This window comes from Mesorhizobium sp. LNHC229A00 (assembly GCF_000502415.1).
Taxonomy (GTDB): domain Bacteria; phylum Pseudomonadota; class Alphaproteobacteria; order Rhizobiales; family Rhizobiaceae; genus Mesorhizobium.
Window position 1 is genome coordinate 1 of the sequence record NZ_AYWQ01000016.1, and the last position, 14,491, is coordinate 14,491.

The 14,491-nt window shown below is 60.5% G+C and carries 12 protein-coding genes and 4 pseudogenes; 4 read left to right on the forward strand and 12 right to left on the reverse strand.

The genetic code is table 11. The features are described from left to right. Positions 1-337: integrase core domain-containing protein (locus tag X742_RS0137940; protein ID WP_031248249.1), on the forward strand; the 337-nt coding region annotated here is incomplete at its 5' end. Between the two features lie 358 nt (positions 338-695). Here X742_RS0137940 and X742_RS145825 read toward each other — a convergent pair. The 6 genes from X742_RS145825 to X742_RS145810 all read right to left on the reverse strand — a co-directional run bounded on the left by X742_RS145825 (position 696) and on the right by X742_RS145810 (position 5,220). Then, a complete protein-coding gene (locus tag X742_RS145825; protein ID WP_031248250.1) occupies positions 696-1,022 on the reverse strand; it encodes a MocE family 2Fe-2S type ferredoxin in 327 nt (108 codons plus the stop codon). A gap of 67 nt (positions 1,023-1,089) precedes the next feature. Beyond that, positions 1,090-2,031 carry a substrate-binding domain-containing protein gene (locus X742_RS145820; protein ID WP_031248252.1) on the reverse strand — a complete coding sequence of 314 codons (942 nt, stop codon included), beginning with the start codon at positions 2,029-2,031 and terminating at the stop codon, positions 1,090-1,092. A 115-nt stretch (positions 2,032-2,146) separates the two neighbouring features. After that, positions 2,147-3,151 (reverse strand): sterol desaturase family protein, encoded by a 1,005-nt coding sequence (locus tag X742_RS145815; protein ID WP_023774187.1) that lies wholly within the window; start codon positions 3,149-3,151, stop codon positions 2,147-2,149. Positions 3,152-3,158: 7 nt separating this feature from the next. Then, positions 3,159-3,704 (reverse strand): 3-methyl-2-oxobutanoate hydroxymethyltransferase, encoded by a 546-nt coding sequence (locus X742_RS01000000170510; protein ID WP_023774188.1) that lies wholly within the window; start codon positions 3,702-3,704, stop codon positions 3,159-3,161. Next, the gene (locus X742_RS1000000175920) at positions 3,701-3,949 is read right to left on the reverse strand and encodes a hypothetical protein (RefSeq protein WP_023774189.1); all 249 of its coding nucleotides are present in this window, start codon (positions 3,947-3,949) and stop codon (positions 3,701-3,703) included. The genes X742_RS01000000170510 and X742_RS1000000175920 overlap by 4 nt, the downstream gene beginning before the upstream one ends. Before the next feature lie 263 nt (positions 3,950-4,212). Next, positions 4,213-5,220 carry a LacI family DNA-binding transcriptional regulator gene (locus X742_RS145810; RefSeq protein ID WP_031248253.1) on the reverse strand — a complete coding sequence of 336 codons (1,008 nt, stop codon included), beginning with the start codon at positions 5,218-5,220 and terminating at the stop codon, positions 4,213-4,215. 217 nt (positions 5,221-5,437) lie between these two features. Here X742_RS145810 and X742_RS01000000170515 point away from each other — a divergent pair. Continuing rightward, positions 5,438-6,515, forward strand: a pseudogene (locus X742_RS01000000170515) (IS110 family transposase); the annotation flags it as partial. A 296-nt stretch (positions 6,516-6,811) separates the two neighbouring features. Here X742_RS01000000170515 and X742_RS1000000174180 read toward each other — a convergent pair. Further along, positions 6,812-6,991 (reverse strand): annotated as a pseudogene (locus tag X742_RS1000000174180) (transposase domain-containing protein); the annotation flags it as partial. Next, positions 6,991-7,345, reverse strand: a pseudogene (locus tag X742_RS1000000174185) (gamma-glutamyl-gamma-aminobutyrate hydrolase family protein); the annotation flags it as partial. The pseudogenes X742_RS1000000174185 and X742_RS1000000174180, both read right to left, overlap by 1 nt. Before the next feature lie 257 nt (positions 7,346-7,602). Here X742_RS1000000174185 and X742_RS145805 point away from each other — a divergent pair. Further along, on the forward strand, positions 7,603-8,415 hold the full coding sequence (locus tag X742_RS145805) for a nucleotidyl transferase AbiEii/AbiGii toxin family protein (protein WP_023774194.1): 813 nt from the start codon (positions 7,603-7,605) through the stop codon (positions 8,413-8,415). A gap of 280 nt (positions 8,416-8,695) precedes the next feature. Here the strand turns inward: X742_RS145805 and X742_RS145800 are convergent, their stop codons facing one another. The 3 genes from X742_RS145800 to X742_RS145790 form a co-directional block, all read right to left on the reverse strand. Then, positions 8,696-10,051 (reverse strand): Glu/Leu/Phe/Val dehydrogenase, encoded by a 1,356-nt coding sequence (locus X742_RS145800; protein WP_032924962.1) that lies wholly within the window; start codon positions 10,049-10,051, stop codon positions 8,696-8,698. 368 nt (positions 10,052-10,419) lie between these two features. Next, the gene (locus X742_RS145795) at positions 10,420-11,829 is read right to left on the reverse strand and encodes an aldehyde dehydrogenase family protein (protein ID WP_023774196.1); all 1,410 of its coding nucleotides are present in this window, start codon (positions 11,827-11,829) and stop codon (positions 10,420-10,422) included. A 149-nt stretch (positions 11,830-11,978) separates the two neighbouring features. Next, the gene (locus X742_RS145790) at positions 11,979-13,382 is read right to left on the reverse strand and encodes an aspartate aminotransferase family protein (RefSeq protein ID WP_023774197.1); all 1,404 of its coding nucleotides are present in this window, start codon (positions 13,380-13,382) and stop codon (positions 11,979-11,981) included. Between the two features lie 192 nt (positions 13,383-13,574). Here X742_RS145790 and X742_RS145785 point away from each other — a divergent pair, with 192 nt between their 5' ends. After that, complete coding sequence (locus X742_RS145785; protein WP_023774198.1) at positions 13,575-14,060, forward strand: Lrp/AsnC family transcriptional regulator; 486 nt, start codon at positions 13,575-13,577, stop codon at positions 14,058-14,060. Between the two features lie 217 nt (positions 14,061-14,277). Here X742_RS145785 and X742_RS1000000175925 read toward each other — a convergent pair. Then, positions 14,278-14,437 (reverse strand): annotated as a pseudogene (locus X742_RS1000000175925) (IS3 family transposase); the annotation flags it as partial. Between the last annotated feature and the right edge of the window lie 54 nt (positions 14,438-14,491).

The following is a 14,491-nucleotide window of genomic DNA, read 5'->3' on the forward strand; positions in this document are numbered from 1 at the left end:
TGCCGATCGCCGCTTTCGAATGCTCATCGCAACCTCCAACTTCAGAGTGTTGCGACGACCGCTTGAATCCGCCCAATATGCCTGCGCTGAATACGCTGCACGACTTGCGGCGCATCTCATCCAGCCGAGCATGAGCCGGATTGGCAACCCTTATGATAATGCCAAGGCTGAGCGCTTCATGCGAACGCTGAAGGACGAAGAAGTCGATGGCCGAGCCTATCGCGATATCATCGATGCCAAGAAGAGCATCGGCGAATTCATCGAGCGGTCTACAACAGGCAGCGCCTGCATTCCGCACTCGACTATCTCTCGCCGGATGAATACGAAGCCGGCCTAACACGATTGCGCCAGGATCCCCTGGCCGCAATCCAAAACCTGAAGAACTGTCCCTAATTAGTGTCCCACCCAAGGGGTGCAGTCCACTATGTCTCCGGGCTGGACATCGAGACATCGGGGCAGCTTCTCGAACTTGAAACTACGACTTCGTGATATCCAGACCAATCGTCGTAATGTTGTCCTTCTCAGCTCTCCTCCAGGTTTGGGCCGGCGACTTAGCTGAAAAGGCGGAGGAGAGCCGTCCACCGCCAATAGCGGACCGGCAGTTTTCAGGCAGAAAAGCGGACATATAGGCTCGGCTTGCATAGTCCTTAACTGACCGAAGCGGTACGGGAGCAGGTCGACTGCCCCACCGAGCCTCAGGCTCCTGATACTGGCATCGCAACCAGGACGGAGCCTTCTTCGACCCTCGCAGGGTAGGTCCTGAGATTGACACAAGGCGGCAGCCGCTTTGCCGCGCCGGTGCGATAGTCAAAGGCGCCCGCGTGCTTGGGGCATTCGACCTCATAATCCATGACAAGTCCGTCGGCGATGTGTACCGCTTCGTGCGTGCATAGGCCGTCGGTGCAGAACACTTCATCATCGGGCGAGCGGAAGATGGCGTAGGTACGGCCTTCATGGTCGAAACGGCGGGCACCTTCCTGTTCGATATCGTCGAGGCCGCAGACCGTGATCCAGCTGGACATTTTTTCCTCTATGAGTTGCGGTCGGGCCTCCGGCACGGCAATGCCGCCCGGAGGCCCGGTCCTGGGATCAATTCTTGTTGAGATAGCCGGCGGCGTTGGCCGGCGTCACCAACTCGAATGGCACATAGACAACGCGGTTGACCTTCTCCCCCTTGGCCAGCGCAAGGGCCGCGTCGACACCGCCGCCGCCCTGCCCCTTGGCGTTCTGGAACACGGTGACCGCGAGATCGCCGGCCTTCATCGACTGCAACCCGTCCTGCGTGGCGTCGATGCCGCCGACGACGACGTTCTTCATGTCGACGCCGTTGGCCTTGAGCGCCAGGATGGCACCGATGGCGGATTCGTCATTGTTGGCGATGACGGCGTCCGGCGCGCCGCCGGCGGTCAGCCAGTTGGTCATCAGGTTCTGGGCATTGTCGCGCGACCATTCGGACGACTGCTTGTCGACGATCTTTATGAAGTTGCACATGTCTGTGCCGAAGATCTGCTCGACATCCTTGGTCCGCTGCAGGGCCGCCTGATGGACGAGGCTGCCCATGACGATGTAGGCTTTGGCACCTGCCGACTTGCCCTTGGCGCGCAGCACCTTGCACACCTCGAACGCTTCCAGCGTGCCGGACTCCACCTCGTTGGAGCCGACATAGACCTGCTTCTCCGGCAGGTTCGCCATGTCTGACGGTTCGAGGTTGACGAAGACCAGTGGGATGCCGGCCTTGGCGGCTTCCTCGCTGAGCGTCCTTGACGCATTGGTATCGACCAGCGTGACGACGATGGCGTCTACGCCCGTGGCAATGAAGTTCTTCACCTGGTCGAGTTGCTTGGCGACGTCGTTCTGCGCGTCCTCGATCTGGATGCCGGCGCCCTTCTCCTTGGCGCGGGCCTGCATACCGTCCCTCAGCAACGTCTGAAAATTGTTGTCGAAGTTGACGATGCTGACGCCGATTTTTGCAGCCATCGCATTGGTCGACATTAAGGCCGCCAACGCGGTCGAAATCAAAAGTTTCTTCACGGTTTTCCTCCCTTGTGGACGGAGCGCCGGTTCACTCCTCCTTTGACTTCCGGCCCTTGCGGGATGACTTGCAAGGACGGCCGGAACCGCCTCGCGTGGCCGTCTGATCTGGCTGTCATTGGGCGGCGTTGGCGCGCGCCTTCTTCTTCTCATAGCGGGCCTGCATGCGGGCCTCGCCTTCCTTGCTGCCGTCGTGGAAAGTGCCAAACCATCGGTCGAACGGGATGAGGCCGTCGCCGTAGTTCACCTCGAAATACTTGTGATGCAGGTAATGAATGTAGGCGTGGCTATCGATGCTGGTGCCCTCGCCGAGTTCGACCTTGTCGAAGCCGATATGACCGGGAATAGCGCCGAAGCCGGCATAGTGGAGTTGGTAGAGCGCAAGCAGCGGGTTCGACGGGATGACCAGATGCCAGAGTGCAACGCCGAGATAGCCGAACTGCTCGACGGGGTGCATCGACAGCGACGACCAGGGCGACGGATTAACTGAGTTGTGGTGCACCGAATGCACCCATTTGTAGAGCGGCGGCCAGTGGATTGCCCGGTGCAGCAAGAAGAAGTGCGTCTCGTGGATGATTGGCACCACCAGGGTCAGGCAAAACAGGTAGACGGGATGCTCGGCGACTGTCAGCCACGGCACGTAGCCATTGGCATAGGCGTAGAGGATCGCGACCTCGATCGCCGTCCAGATCGGCATGCCCGTACCGAAGGTACGCAGCAGGTTGTCGAGGTTCTGGTTCTCGAAGAAGAAAGCCTTGCTCTTCTGCTCGGACGGCCATTTGCCGTTATATTTGAAGCGGATTCCCTGGGCTCTCAAAATGTAGAGCCGGAGCTCGAAGACGCCAAAGAAGACAAGCAGCGCCGTGCAGTTGACGAGGAAGAGCCTTACGATCCATCCGGCGTTCAGCGTCTTCATGACGTCGACGTCGGGCAGCACGTAGTGCCACCACGCCACCGCGGAGAGCGCGAACAGCAGATTGTAGGGCAGGAAATAGTGCGGCAGCCATTTCAGCAGCGCCGTCGGACGCGGCGGAAAGGCGAACAGCGGCGCGGTGCCTGCCGGCTCGCTCGGAGCCCAGTCGCCTCTTTTGTTGCGCGTGCCGTATTTCAGGTCGTCCATGTCGATCTCACAGGGATTGGAAAAGGGTGAGGAAGCGGTCATAGGCGGCATCGTCCATGTCGACCTGGTGCTTCGCTTCGGGATAGGCGCCGGCTGTCACATCGCGGCCGAAGGCGCGGAAGGCGGCGATGCGCTTTTCCTGCAGTTCGGCCTCGAGTGTGACGAAATCGGCATAGCGTTTGGCGTGGCGCGGATTGTGACCGGTGTGGGTGCCGAGCACGTCGCTTGAAAAAAGGTACTGCGTGTCGCAGGCTGAGCCGCAGCCCATGCCCATGGTGATCAGTGGGGTCGAGCGCGTGATGTGATCGGCAAGCCGGACCGGCACGACCTCGACCTCGATGCAGGCGGCGCCCGCATTCTCCAAATCCTTGGCGGCGCGCAGCACCTTGAAGGCTTCATCGGCGGTGCGGCCGATGGCGCGGAAGTTCGTCCAAGTGGCGCGGTTCGGCACCAGGCCGACATGGCCGGTAACCGGTATGCCCTCCGCCGCCATCGCTTCGATGAAGCGCGGCGAATGCGAGCAATAGACGGCGTCGGCGCCGCGCTTCATCATGGCAAAGCCCAGCCGCACCGCCTCGTCGGCGAGGCGACCGCGCCATGCGGCATGCCGACGGACAGGAAGGCGAATGGTGCCGCCTGGCGGATCAATTCCAGATTATGGTCGGGCTCGCAGGAGAGGAGCACGATATCGCAGGCGACCGCGGCCGCCGCCTCGGCCGGCGTGTCGACGTGCAGCTGCAGCCATTTGCGGCTGCCCTTCTGGCTTTGCAGATCACTGACTGTCAGCCGTCTCGTCACCGGTCCGCCCTCTCCTTCGCGGAGCAGCGTCGCATGTGAGAAAATGCCCCCTCATCCGATTTGTGAAGGACAAATCGGGGCCACCCGACCTCTCCCCTGCGGGAGAGGGAGATCGTCTGCGCTGGCGCCAGCCTTCCCCAGCAGGGAAGGTGGAGGCGAAGCGGCCGGATGAGGGCGCGAACTTCATATGCGATCGCCGTCCGTTCGCAGGGAGTTAGCACCGTGGCGGAGGCGAAGGCTCGCACTACCTTGATCAAATCAGATCAAAGGTTCTCGGCGGTGAAGGTGACGAAACGGATCGGCGGGTTTTCGACTTGCAGGTCGTGCAGGTTCAATGTCGCCAGCACGAGGTCCATGGCTCGCCTCGCCTGCGCCTCGGGTGCTTGGTCGAGCACGACATCCATCGTGCCCTCGCGAAGTGCAGCGGCGCTGCGCTCGGTGAGCTCGTGGCCGACGAAGAAGACCTGGCGACCGAGCGGATTTCGGCGCAGCACATCGTTGAGCGCCGAATTGGCGCCGCCTGCATTATAGAGGCCGGCAAGGTCCGGCCAGCGCTCCAAGGCTTCTAGAAGCTGCTCAGCGTTGCGGTCTCCATCGTCATGGCCGAAAAGCGCCCCGATCGGCTCGAAATGTTCGATCGCCGTCTCCATCAGGTAGTCGAAGAAGCCGCGCACGCGGTCGCGGTGCACGCGGTAGATCTGGCTGTGGCAGACCGCCACCACCTTGCCTGGCCGCCTTTGCATGCGCGACAACAACAGCCCTGCCATGCGCCCGGCGGCATAATTGTCGATACCGACATAGGCCCCGCTGGTGCCGGAAATCTCAGTGACAATCTGCACGGTTGGGATGTTTTCGGCTTCGAGATTCCTCAAGGCGGCGCCAACCAGCGGGTGGTCGGGAACTGCGAGGATCAGGCCGGCGCGGCGCATGTCCGGATCAAGGATGCGCCTGGCGATCGCCGCGGGGTCGCCCTCGTCGAGAAAGGTGCGGTGGACGGCGATGGAACGATCGAGCGTCGCGGCGATGCGCTCGAAAGCGCGAGACAGTCGGGCAAAGAAGGTGGCGTCCGGACGCACCAGGATGACCTCGATCCTGATCCCCCCGTGATGAGCTTCCGGCAAGCGACGAGCATAATTGAGCGAGCGCGCGGCGGCGACGACCTTCTCGACAGTCGCAGGTGTGACGCCACCCCTGCCGTTCAGCACGCGCTCAACCGTCGCCGTGCCAACCCCGGCGCGGCGGGCAATGTCAACAAAGGTGGGCTTTGGAATCTGGTCACCTCCCAGTCACGAAGCCGAAGCCTAACCAGCCGAGTCCGCTTTTCCAAGACCGATGATTTGCGGACTCGTCGTCGAATGCACTGTAAGACCGTATGTCCGCCTCTGCCGGTGAGGTGGCTCGCCCTACACTGCGCGTCCGAGGGTTGCTCGGGCGGACCGAGCCGATCCTCATCACAGAAGGACGAGCCGAGTCAGATTATAGGGAAGCATTGTAGGAATCGATGTTGCAAAGCTGAGGAACGCCATCGCGATTTCGGAGGCTGGCCGGGAAGGAGAGGTTCGCTTCTTCGGCGAGGTCGACGCATCGGATGAGAGCATGCGCCGCGTTATCCAGCGGGTCGCCGCCAAGTTCGATTTCTGCTACGAGGCCGGCCCGACCGGCTTCTGGTCTCTATCGGCTGATCCGATCGCTCGGCCATGAATGCATGGTAGTCGCCCCATCGCTGATCCCAAGGAAGCCCGGTGATCGGGTGAAGACGAACCGCCGGGATGCTCTTGCTTTGGCGCGATTGCTGCGCGCCGGCTAACTGACGGCGGTGTGGGTCCCCGATGAAGGTCACGAAGCCATGCGGGATCTCGTTCGCGCCCGGGCGGCCGCGGTCGAGACGCTTCGCGTTCACCGGCAGCACGTGAGCGCCTTCATGCTCAAGCACGGGCGTATCTATCCCCGTAAGAAGGGTTGGACGATGCGCTATCTGCGCTGGCTGCAGGAGCAACCGTTCAATCATCCGGCGCATCAGATCGCGCTTCAGGAAATGGTCGAAGCGGTGCGCGTCTCGAAAGAGCGGGTCGATCGGCTTGAGGGGGTGATCGAGGAGTTCGTTCCGGCCTGGTCGCTGGCGCCGATCGTGCGGGCGCTCCAGACCCTGCGGGGCGTAGACCTGATTGTTGCCGTGACATTCGCCACCGAGGTTGGCGACGTGCAGCGGTTCGAGAGCCCGCGCCAACTCATGGGGTATCTCGGCCTCGTTCCCGGCGAACGATCGACCGGCGAGACAGTCAGACGGGGCGGCATCACCAAAGCGGGCAACGGCCGCGTTCGCCATATGCTGGTCGAGAGCGCATGGACCTACCGGCATCCGCCCAAGGTCGGCAAGACGAAGCTGTACCGGCTGGAACAAGCACCACCGAAGGTGCGCGAGATCGCATGGAAGGCTCAAAGACGGCTGACCACCCGCTATCGAATGTTGAGCGGACGCGGCAAGAGGACAACGGTGGTCTGAACGGCGATCGCCCGTGAACTGGCCGGCTTCATGTGGGCCGTTGCACGGAGGCGCAGGCGATCAGGTCGTAGACCGCTGCGATGGCTTTCATCTCGCGCATGGGCGGAGGCGGGACCCGGCAGGGGAATGCCCGTCAGACGCTTTGTGGCCGGCAAATCGACCGACGCCCGCAGTAAGATAGGAACAGCCCCGGACGCCCAATCGGGAATGCGGTAGCCAACCCGCGGATCAGAGCTTGATCACCGACGTCCTTCAGTTCCGCCTCCACCCATGCGCGACTATCAGAATGATCAGCCGTTCCTCGGATCAGGCGACCTCCTGCGTTCCAAACCTTGACAGCGGACATCAGAGCGCTGTTCTCAGGCCACGGCCTTGAGCTCAGGCGCCCGGATGTAGGCCCAGGGCAGCAAGTCGTCGATCTGGCTGTTCGGATGGCCGTTGACGATCCTGGTGAGGACGTTGGCGAGATAGCCGAGCGGCTCGACACCGTTGAGTTTGCAGGTTGCGATGAGCCATGCGATGACTGCCCAGTGTCCGGCTGCTGCAGTCCTCGACAGAGCTAGCGCTCCTTGGTCGATCGCCTTTCGGATCAAAGGCAGCGTCGTTGAATCCCGCGCTGTGTCATAAGGACCATTCGCTTCACACCCATCGCCGCCATAAAGCGAGGGATGCACGTTCGATCCTGAACCCGTTATCATCACGCCATCGACAGCGCCGAAGAGCTGGTCAAAGTCGAGCCGGTCACCAAATGAAGGCACCACCACAGGAAACACCCCGGCCCCTGCGACTGCCGCCTCAAGATACTGTTGGGGCGCCGCGTGCCAAAGATAATTATGCAATTCCCGAACATCCGCCGAGACGGCAACAAGCGGCTGGCTCGGCTGCGACGCAATCAACCATTGCGGCTCTGCCCTGCGACCCGTGGGAGCAGAGTGAGAGCACGAAAGCCTACAATGAAGGCCGCTCTACCCAGATCCCGGTGAACCCGACAGTCAAGCTCAACGCGCGCTTCAACCGGCGGCTATCTGACGGCCGCACGGAGCTTCGCGTTGAACGGTAAGCCAGATCAGAAAACGCTTCTGGAAGTACAAGACTATTTAGCCTTCCGTCGCCCGCTCTGGTCGAGAAGGATTGGTTTGTCGTTCGCGCCTTGGCTGCCATACACGATGTGGAGGTCGATGGACTGACGCTAGCGTTCGGCGGGGGAACGGCGCTTGGACGTGCCTATCGCCTGCTCGAGCGGATGTCAGAAGACATCGACCTTCGCATCGTCGGCCAAGACAAGCCGTCTCGCGGCGCACTCAAGCGCTTGCGGACCGAGGTGAACAAGCGGATTGAAGCGGCGGGGTTTGCTGTGGGGGGCCATTACTCCATCAAGCAAAACGACCGATACGTACGATATGATCTGCCCTACGAGCCCGTCGCTAAGGGAGAGGGCGTCTTGCGCCCGGAGATCAAGATCGAGATCGCTGTATTTCCTATTTGCACCGCACCCGAAAAGCTCTCCGTCTCATCCTTTGTCGCTGAGGCCAGTGGTGCCGACGCCGAAGCCAAGGCGGTCGCATGCGTGAGACTGGCCGAAACCGCAGCGGATAAGTTCGTCGCGCTCGGGCGTCGGGCCGGCTTCGCTTTCGCCGGATTGGGGAACCTCGACCACACGCTTGTCCGTCACATTTATGATTTGTCACGCATGGACGGTCACTATGATGCAGCGGAGGCCGCCGCGATTGCTTTGGAGACGATGAAGGCAGACGCTGAGAGACGCGGCGACGAATACCCTGCCTATAAGGCAGATCCCAAGGGTGAAACGCTCCGCGCGTATGAGGTTATCTCCAAAACGAGAAGTTCGCCGAGGGCAACGCGAAGCTGCTCGGTGACATGGTTTATGGCGACAGGCCTGAATTCGCATCCGCTTTTGAGAAGGTGCAAAACTTCGTCGAACGAATCCGGGACGCTTAGGTAGGGGAAAGCATCGTTCAAGTGCCCTCAGGCGCATGGCAGACGAACCCCATACGCCTTTCTACGATGCAGTGAACTCCGACCGCATGTGCGCGAAGCCCTCGCTGTGAAGATTCTCGCTCGCAGGTGATAAGTCTTGACCCGTCCGGCGCCTCAAAAAGCGCCCTGCCGGTCGGGAGTTGGACCGGCAGGGCGCGCCGCCAAGGTCCCGGTCAATGGGAGGGACCGGACGGCAGCGGCAAGCAGTGACCTCAACTAAATGCAACCAGCTTCTCGCAAGGCGCTCAAATCCCTATGGCCTCGTAGGCGGCTGCAATCCTGCGAATTGACGCCACATAGGCGGCAGTCCTGTAGTCGCCAAGCTCAGGCTGTTCCTCAAGCAGATCGGCTATGTTCACCCAGGTGCTGCGCATGACGTCCTCCAGACCAGACCGAACCAGATCTATCTCAGCGCCACCTTCGAGGAATTCGTCGCGCAAGTCGGCCGGGAATGGATTACCGGTCATTCGCTCGAGCGCTGTCGCGATCGTCAGGTTGCGCCGCTCGCGTCGCCGCCGTTCCATCAGCCCGAAGGGAATATGCGTGAGGTTTTTCACCCACTCGAAATAGCTGACAATGACGCCGCCCGCATTGACGTAGAGGTCGGGAAGGATTGTCCCGCCTCGGGAGCGCAGCATCTGATCTGCCTGGAAGGTGACCGGCCCATTGGCAGCTTCGACGACTAGACGCGCCTTGATACGCTCAGCATTGTGGCCGTCGATAGCATTTTCCATCGCCGCCGGGATGAGGATGTCGCATTGCTGTTGGATGCCCGTCGTGTCGCCGGCAAACGATTTGGCACCGGCAAAACCTAGGATGCTGCCGGTGCGAATCAGGTGCTGCTTCAACGCTTCAACGGCAATGCCTTCAGGGTTGGCGACATACCCGTCGCGCTCGGCAACGACAATGACCCGCGCGCCATCTTCTTCTGAGAGAAACTTGGCGGCATGGTAGCCCACATTGCCAAACCCTTGAACGACGACAGTGGCCCCACCCAGGTCGCGCCCTCCAACAATCCCCGGCGTACGCGGATCACGGAGATAACTTTGAATGGCAAACTGCACCCTGCGGCCAGTCGCCTCCGTTCGGCCAGCGATGCCGCCTTTCGAAAGCGGTTTTCCGGTGACGCATGCGCGTGCGTTGATGACATCAGTGGGATTGGCGCGACGGAACTCGTCCATCATCCAGGCCATTTCCCGCTCACCGGTGCCGATGTCGGGGGCGGGAACATTGACACCGGGGCCGATCAGGCCACGCTTGTTGAGTTCCTGCGTGAACCGGCGAGTGATCCGCTCAAGTTCTTGCGATGTCCATTCGCGTGGATCGATCTTGAGCGCGCCCTTCGAACCACCGAACGGCACGTCTACAAGCGAGCATTTCAGCGTCATCAAGGCGGCAAGTGCCTCGACCTCTTGGGCATCGGCATTTGAGGCGTAGCGAATACCGCCTTTCACGGGTTCGCAGTGTTCGCTGTGAACCGACCGCCACCCGACGAAGCTGTACATCCCGCCGCGCAGCCGCACGCCAAACCGGACCGTATAGGTCGAGTTGCACTGAATGATCCGTTCCGATAGCCCCTCCGGAAGATCAAGGAAGGACATGGCATGGCGGAAGTTCTGATCAACGCTTTCCAGAAGCCCGGCAGAGTTGGCCTGCATCACGCACTGCGGCGTTGGAACAGCGCCACTTCCATTGATGGTTTCAGTGAGCGGGTTTGCATGCACTTGATGTTTCCTCCTAGGACCGGTCGGACGGGGCTCTCATGCCTTGGACCGCACTCTCAACCAGTAATTTTGGGGCAGAAATCACGTCTCGCGCGGAGCTATCGACGCCCCTGTTTTAAAACACTCAGGTGGATTTCACTTTGGATTGTGGCACCGCCTGCCGCCTGCTGATGCGAGCTGGCGCACCGCCCGGCATTGCGGTTCCACGCCTCTCCCCAGTGACCACTATGACCTCTTCAGCCCGGTTACCTCCTGTTGATGCACACGACCTTCGGCTGCGTCATCTCTTCGTAGGCAAAGCGAACGCCTTCCCTGCCCATGCTGCCGTATTTGAAGCCGCCGAAGGGCATGGCGTCGAAGCGATAGTCGGAGGAATCGTTGATCATAACGCCGCCAGCCTCGATCCTGCTTGCCGCTTCGAGTGCAACATTGAGATTGCTGGTGAAGATGCCGGCATGCAGGGCGTATTCGGGCTCGTTGGCCATCTCGATGGCTTCATCGAGCGTGTCGAAAGGGGCCAGCATGACGACAGGCGCGAACACCTCCTCGTGCCACAGGGCGCAGTTTCGAGGCGTGCCTTCCAGCACCGTGGGATGATAAAGCGATCCATCGCGGCGGTGGCCGCACAGCAGCTTGGCTCCAGCGGCAATAGCATCATTGACCGCTGCTTCGGTGCGCTCGGCCGACTGGGTCGAGATCATCGGACCGACATCCGTGTCCTCGCGCGTAGGATTTCCAGCCTTAAGCTTTTTTGTTCCAGCGACGAAGGCATCACGGAACCGCTCATAAAGAGCCGCCTCAACCAGAATGCGCTGGGCGCCAATGCAATTTTGTCCGGCGGCCCAAAACGCGCCGGATACGCAGCCTTCGACCGCTTTGTCGAACTCACAATCATTCATCACGATCACCGGGGCATTGCCGCCAAGTTCCATCGCGAGTTTCTTCAGTCCTGCCGAACGGCTGATCGCCTCGCCGGTCGCAAATCCACCCGTAAACGAAACCATGCGGATGTCGCGGGAAGAGATCAAGGCAGTGACCAGCTCCCTGTCACCATGAAGAACGGTGATGACCTCCGGAGGCAGGCCGGCTTCCAAAAGAGCGTCGACAAGTTTGATTGCGGAGAATGGCGTCAAATGCGACGGCTTCAGCAGGACAGCGTTGCCACCTGCGATCGCTGGACCGAGCTTATGAGCCACCAGGTTCAGCGGATCGTTATACGGGGTGATTGCCGCGATGATGCCAAGTGGCTCACGCGTAAACCAGCCCTGGCGCTGTTCTGATCCCGCAAACGCATCAAAGGGCACGATCTCGCCGGCGTTGCGCTTGGCTTCTTCTGCCGACAGCTTCAGCGTATTGACGCAGCGACCGACTTCCTTGCGTGCCTGAAGGATCGTCTTTCCGGCTTCGCGGACAATGGTTTCGGCAAAGACATCCCGTTTGTGCTCGACAATCTGCGCAGCCCCTTCAAGAATAGCGGCGCGGCGGTGCCTGGGCAGGTCGCGGGAAAGCCCTGCACCACGCCGGGCACGGGCGAGACTTTCACCGGCATCGCTTGCATCCGTGACGTCGATCGACCCTATCAAAGACCCGTCAAAGGGGTTGTAGACAGATTTGGGCGGCACGCCCGCTTTGATATGAAGCTTGGCAGCTGTCATAGGCTACCCTTCCCTTTTGTGATGACGCCGGCATTTGCGGTATTCTTTGGTCAGGGCAGGTCCTAGACCTGCCCTGTTTCCATGGTGATGCGGCAGATGGTGACAATCGGTTCAAGCAATTGAGCCGGGAATGCTCCGGCAGTTTAGGTTCAGATTTGCTGGCCCTCACGGACGAGCTCATCCATCACGAAGCGGACTGCGCTTTCGGCAATTGCAACGATTTCCTCGACTTCGGACTTTGTCGTTACGAGCGGCGGGGCAAAGCCTAGAATGTCGCCGTGCGGCATAGCGCGCGCTATAAGACCGCGGTCCCGGGCCGCCTTGGAAATCCGCGCCCCAACCTTGAGCGCCGGATCAAAACGCTTTCGGTTGTTGCGGTCAGCCACGAACTCGATCGCGCCCATGAGGCCGACACCGCGCACTTCACCGACGATCGGCAACTGCGCGAATTTCTGCTTCAGCTGCGCCTGGAAAAATGCGCCGACGTCGCGAGCATTCCCGGGGAGATCTTCTCTCTCGACGATGTCGAGAACCGCGTTGGCAGCGGCGGCGCCAATTGGGTGACCGGAATAGGTATAGCCATGCGAGAAAGCGCCCACCCTGTCAGCGCCGTCTTCCAGAACCTTGTAGACCTTCTCGCCGACGATCGCCGCCGAGAGCGGGAAGTAGGCAGAGGTCAGGCCCTTGGCGACGGTGATGAGGTCAGGCTCGATGCCGTAATGTTGCGAGCCGAACATGGAGCCGGTGCGACCAAAACCGGTGATGACTTCATCAGCGATCAGCAGCACGTCGTGCTTCTTCAGCACAGGCTGGATGGCGGCCCAATACCCTTCCGGGGGCGGCGTAATGCCCCCGGTGCCAAGCACAGGCTCGGCGATGAAGCCGCCGACATTGTCGGGACCGAGCTGCTCGATCAGCTGGTCAAGCTCGGCGGCGCGGCGGGCAGAGAATTCCTGTTCAGTTTCGCCGGGCTCCGCACCCCAATAATGATGCGGCGCGCCCGTGTGGACGACCTGCGGCAGCGGCAGGTCCATATGGTCGTGGTAGAAGCTCATTCCGGTCATCGAGCCGGCGACGACGCTGCAGCCATGATAGCCGCGCTCACGCGAGATGATCTTCTTCTTGGTCGGCTTGCCGCGCAGGTTGTTGTAGTACCAGACGAGCTTGGCCTGCGTCTCATTGGCGTCCGATCCGGACATGCCGTAGAACACCTTGCTCATGTTGCCCGGCGCCATCTTCACCAGACGGTCGGAAAGAATTGCGAGTTCGTCGGTCGTGTGTGCCGCGTACGAATGGTAGTAGGCAAGACGATAGGCCTGACGTGAGATCGCCTCGGCGACTTCGGTGCGGCCGTAGCCGACATTGACGCAGTACAGACCCGCAAAACCGTCGATCAGCTGATTGCCATATGCGTCCTGGATCCGGATCCCCTTCCCGGTCTCGATGATCGTCGGCTCGCCAAGCTTGCCGCTAGCAAAGTCCTTGAGCTGCGTGAAAGGATGCAGGACCGAATTGCGGTCCTTTTCGGCGATGTCTTTGATGTTGATGGTCATTGTAAATCCTTCAAAATGTCGTGCGGGTTTGTCTCTCCAGGTCTGTATGAACCGGGCCGTGAAGCGGCCGGACCGTTTGCTAACTCCTTCGCCGCCCCTCTGAAACTCGTAAGGTGTAAATTAGCCAATTCGCGAACGCGGTTGACGGCGCAATTGCACGTGATTAAGCAGAAATTCTGCAGAATATAGCCCATGGCGCAGGATCACGATCCAATGGAACTCGACCACGCCGACCTCGCACTCCTGGAGGCAGTTCAACACAACAATCGCTTGACCTCCGAGGAGCTCGCAACCGTTGCAAATCTCTCACCGACAGCGTGCCAGCGCAGAATGAAGAAATTGCGGGAAGCGGGGGTCATCGAGGCCGATGTGTCGATCGTGTCGCCGAAGGCGGTGGGGCGGCAACTTACCATGATCGTTTTGGTGTCGCTCGAACGTGAGCGGGCAGACATTGTGGATCGATTTAAAGCTGCAATTCGCAAGACCAAGGATGTAATGCTTGGCTATTACGTTACGGGGGATGCAGATTTCATCTTGATCGTGACAGCGAAGAACATGGAGGATTACGAGCAGTTTACCCGCCGATTTTTCTACGAAAATCATGATATCAAGGGCTTCAAAACCATGGTCGTCATGGACCGGGTTAAGGCAAGCTTCTCCTTTCCTATCCAGGAGTAACCAGCAAGCAGCAGGTCTAGCCTGGCGTTCTACAAGACCACCGATAGGGTCTTGAGAAGCGACCAGGCATTGCCTGGGTAATGTCGAGCCAAGTGACCCAGCTACCCACCGCGATGACGGGGCCGACTTTCGCAAAAGTGAGCTGGACGTGACACACTGAGCGGGTGGCAATGTGCCGTGGCGCAAGGACATCGTCTTCGACACCGTCGGGCGACTAACGCTCGGGCTCAACCGGCACCAGAATCGGCGCCCTCGTCCCGATCGCCCGCCTGCGATCACCATGGCGGCGAACACCGAGCTTCTCGTCTCGATTTTGCCGAAACAGCTTCTTGTCGTTCACGAAGGCCTTCCCGCCTGAGCATCACGAGAAGGAGCCGGGAGTTGTCGACATGTCGATCGAGCTTTCCCTCGTCAGTGCAAACATGCTCGTG

What these genes read in the sequence shown, in the direction of transcription:
- X742_RS145785 (WP_023774198.1), top strand. Translation starts at nt 13,575, where the DNA reads ATGGCGCAGGATCACGATCCAATGGAACTCGACCACGCCGACCTCGCA.
- X742_RS145825 (WP_031248250.1), bottom strand. Translation starts at nt 1,022, where the DNA reads ATGTCCAGCTGGATCACGGTCTGCGGCCTCGACGATATCGAACAGGAA.
- X742_RS145800 (WP_032924962.1), bottom strand. Translation starts at nt 10,051, where the DNA reads ATGTCCTTCCTTGATCTTCCGGAGGGGCTATCGGAACGGATCATTCAG.
- X742_RS145815 (WP_023774187.1), bottom strand. Translation starts at nt 3,151, where the DNA reads ATGGACGACCTGAAATACGGCACGCGCAACAAAAGAGGCGACTGGGCT.
- X742_RS145790 (WP_023774197.1), bottom strand. Translation starts at nt 13,382, where the DNA reads ATGACCATCAACATCAAAGACATCGCCGAAAAGGACCGCAATTCGGTC.
- X742_RS01000000170510 (WP_023774188.1), bottom strand. Translation starts at nt 3,704, where the DNA reads ATGATGAAGCGCGGCGCCGACGCCGTCTATTGCTCGCATTCGCCGCGC.
- X742_RS145795 (WP_023774196.1), bottom strand. Translation starts at nt 11,829, where the DNA reads ATGACAGCTGCCAAGCTTCATATCAAAGCGGGCGTGCCGCCCAAATCT.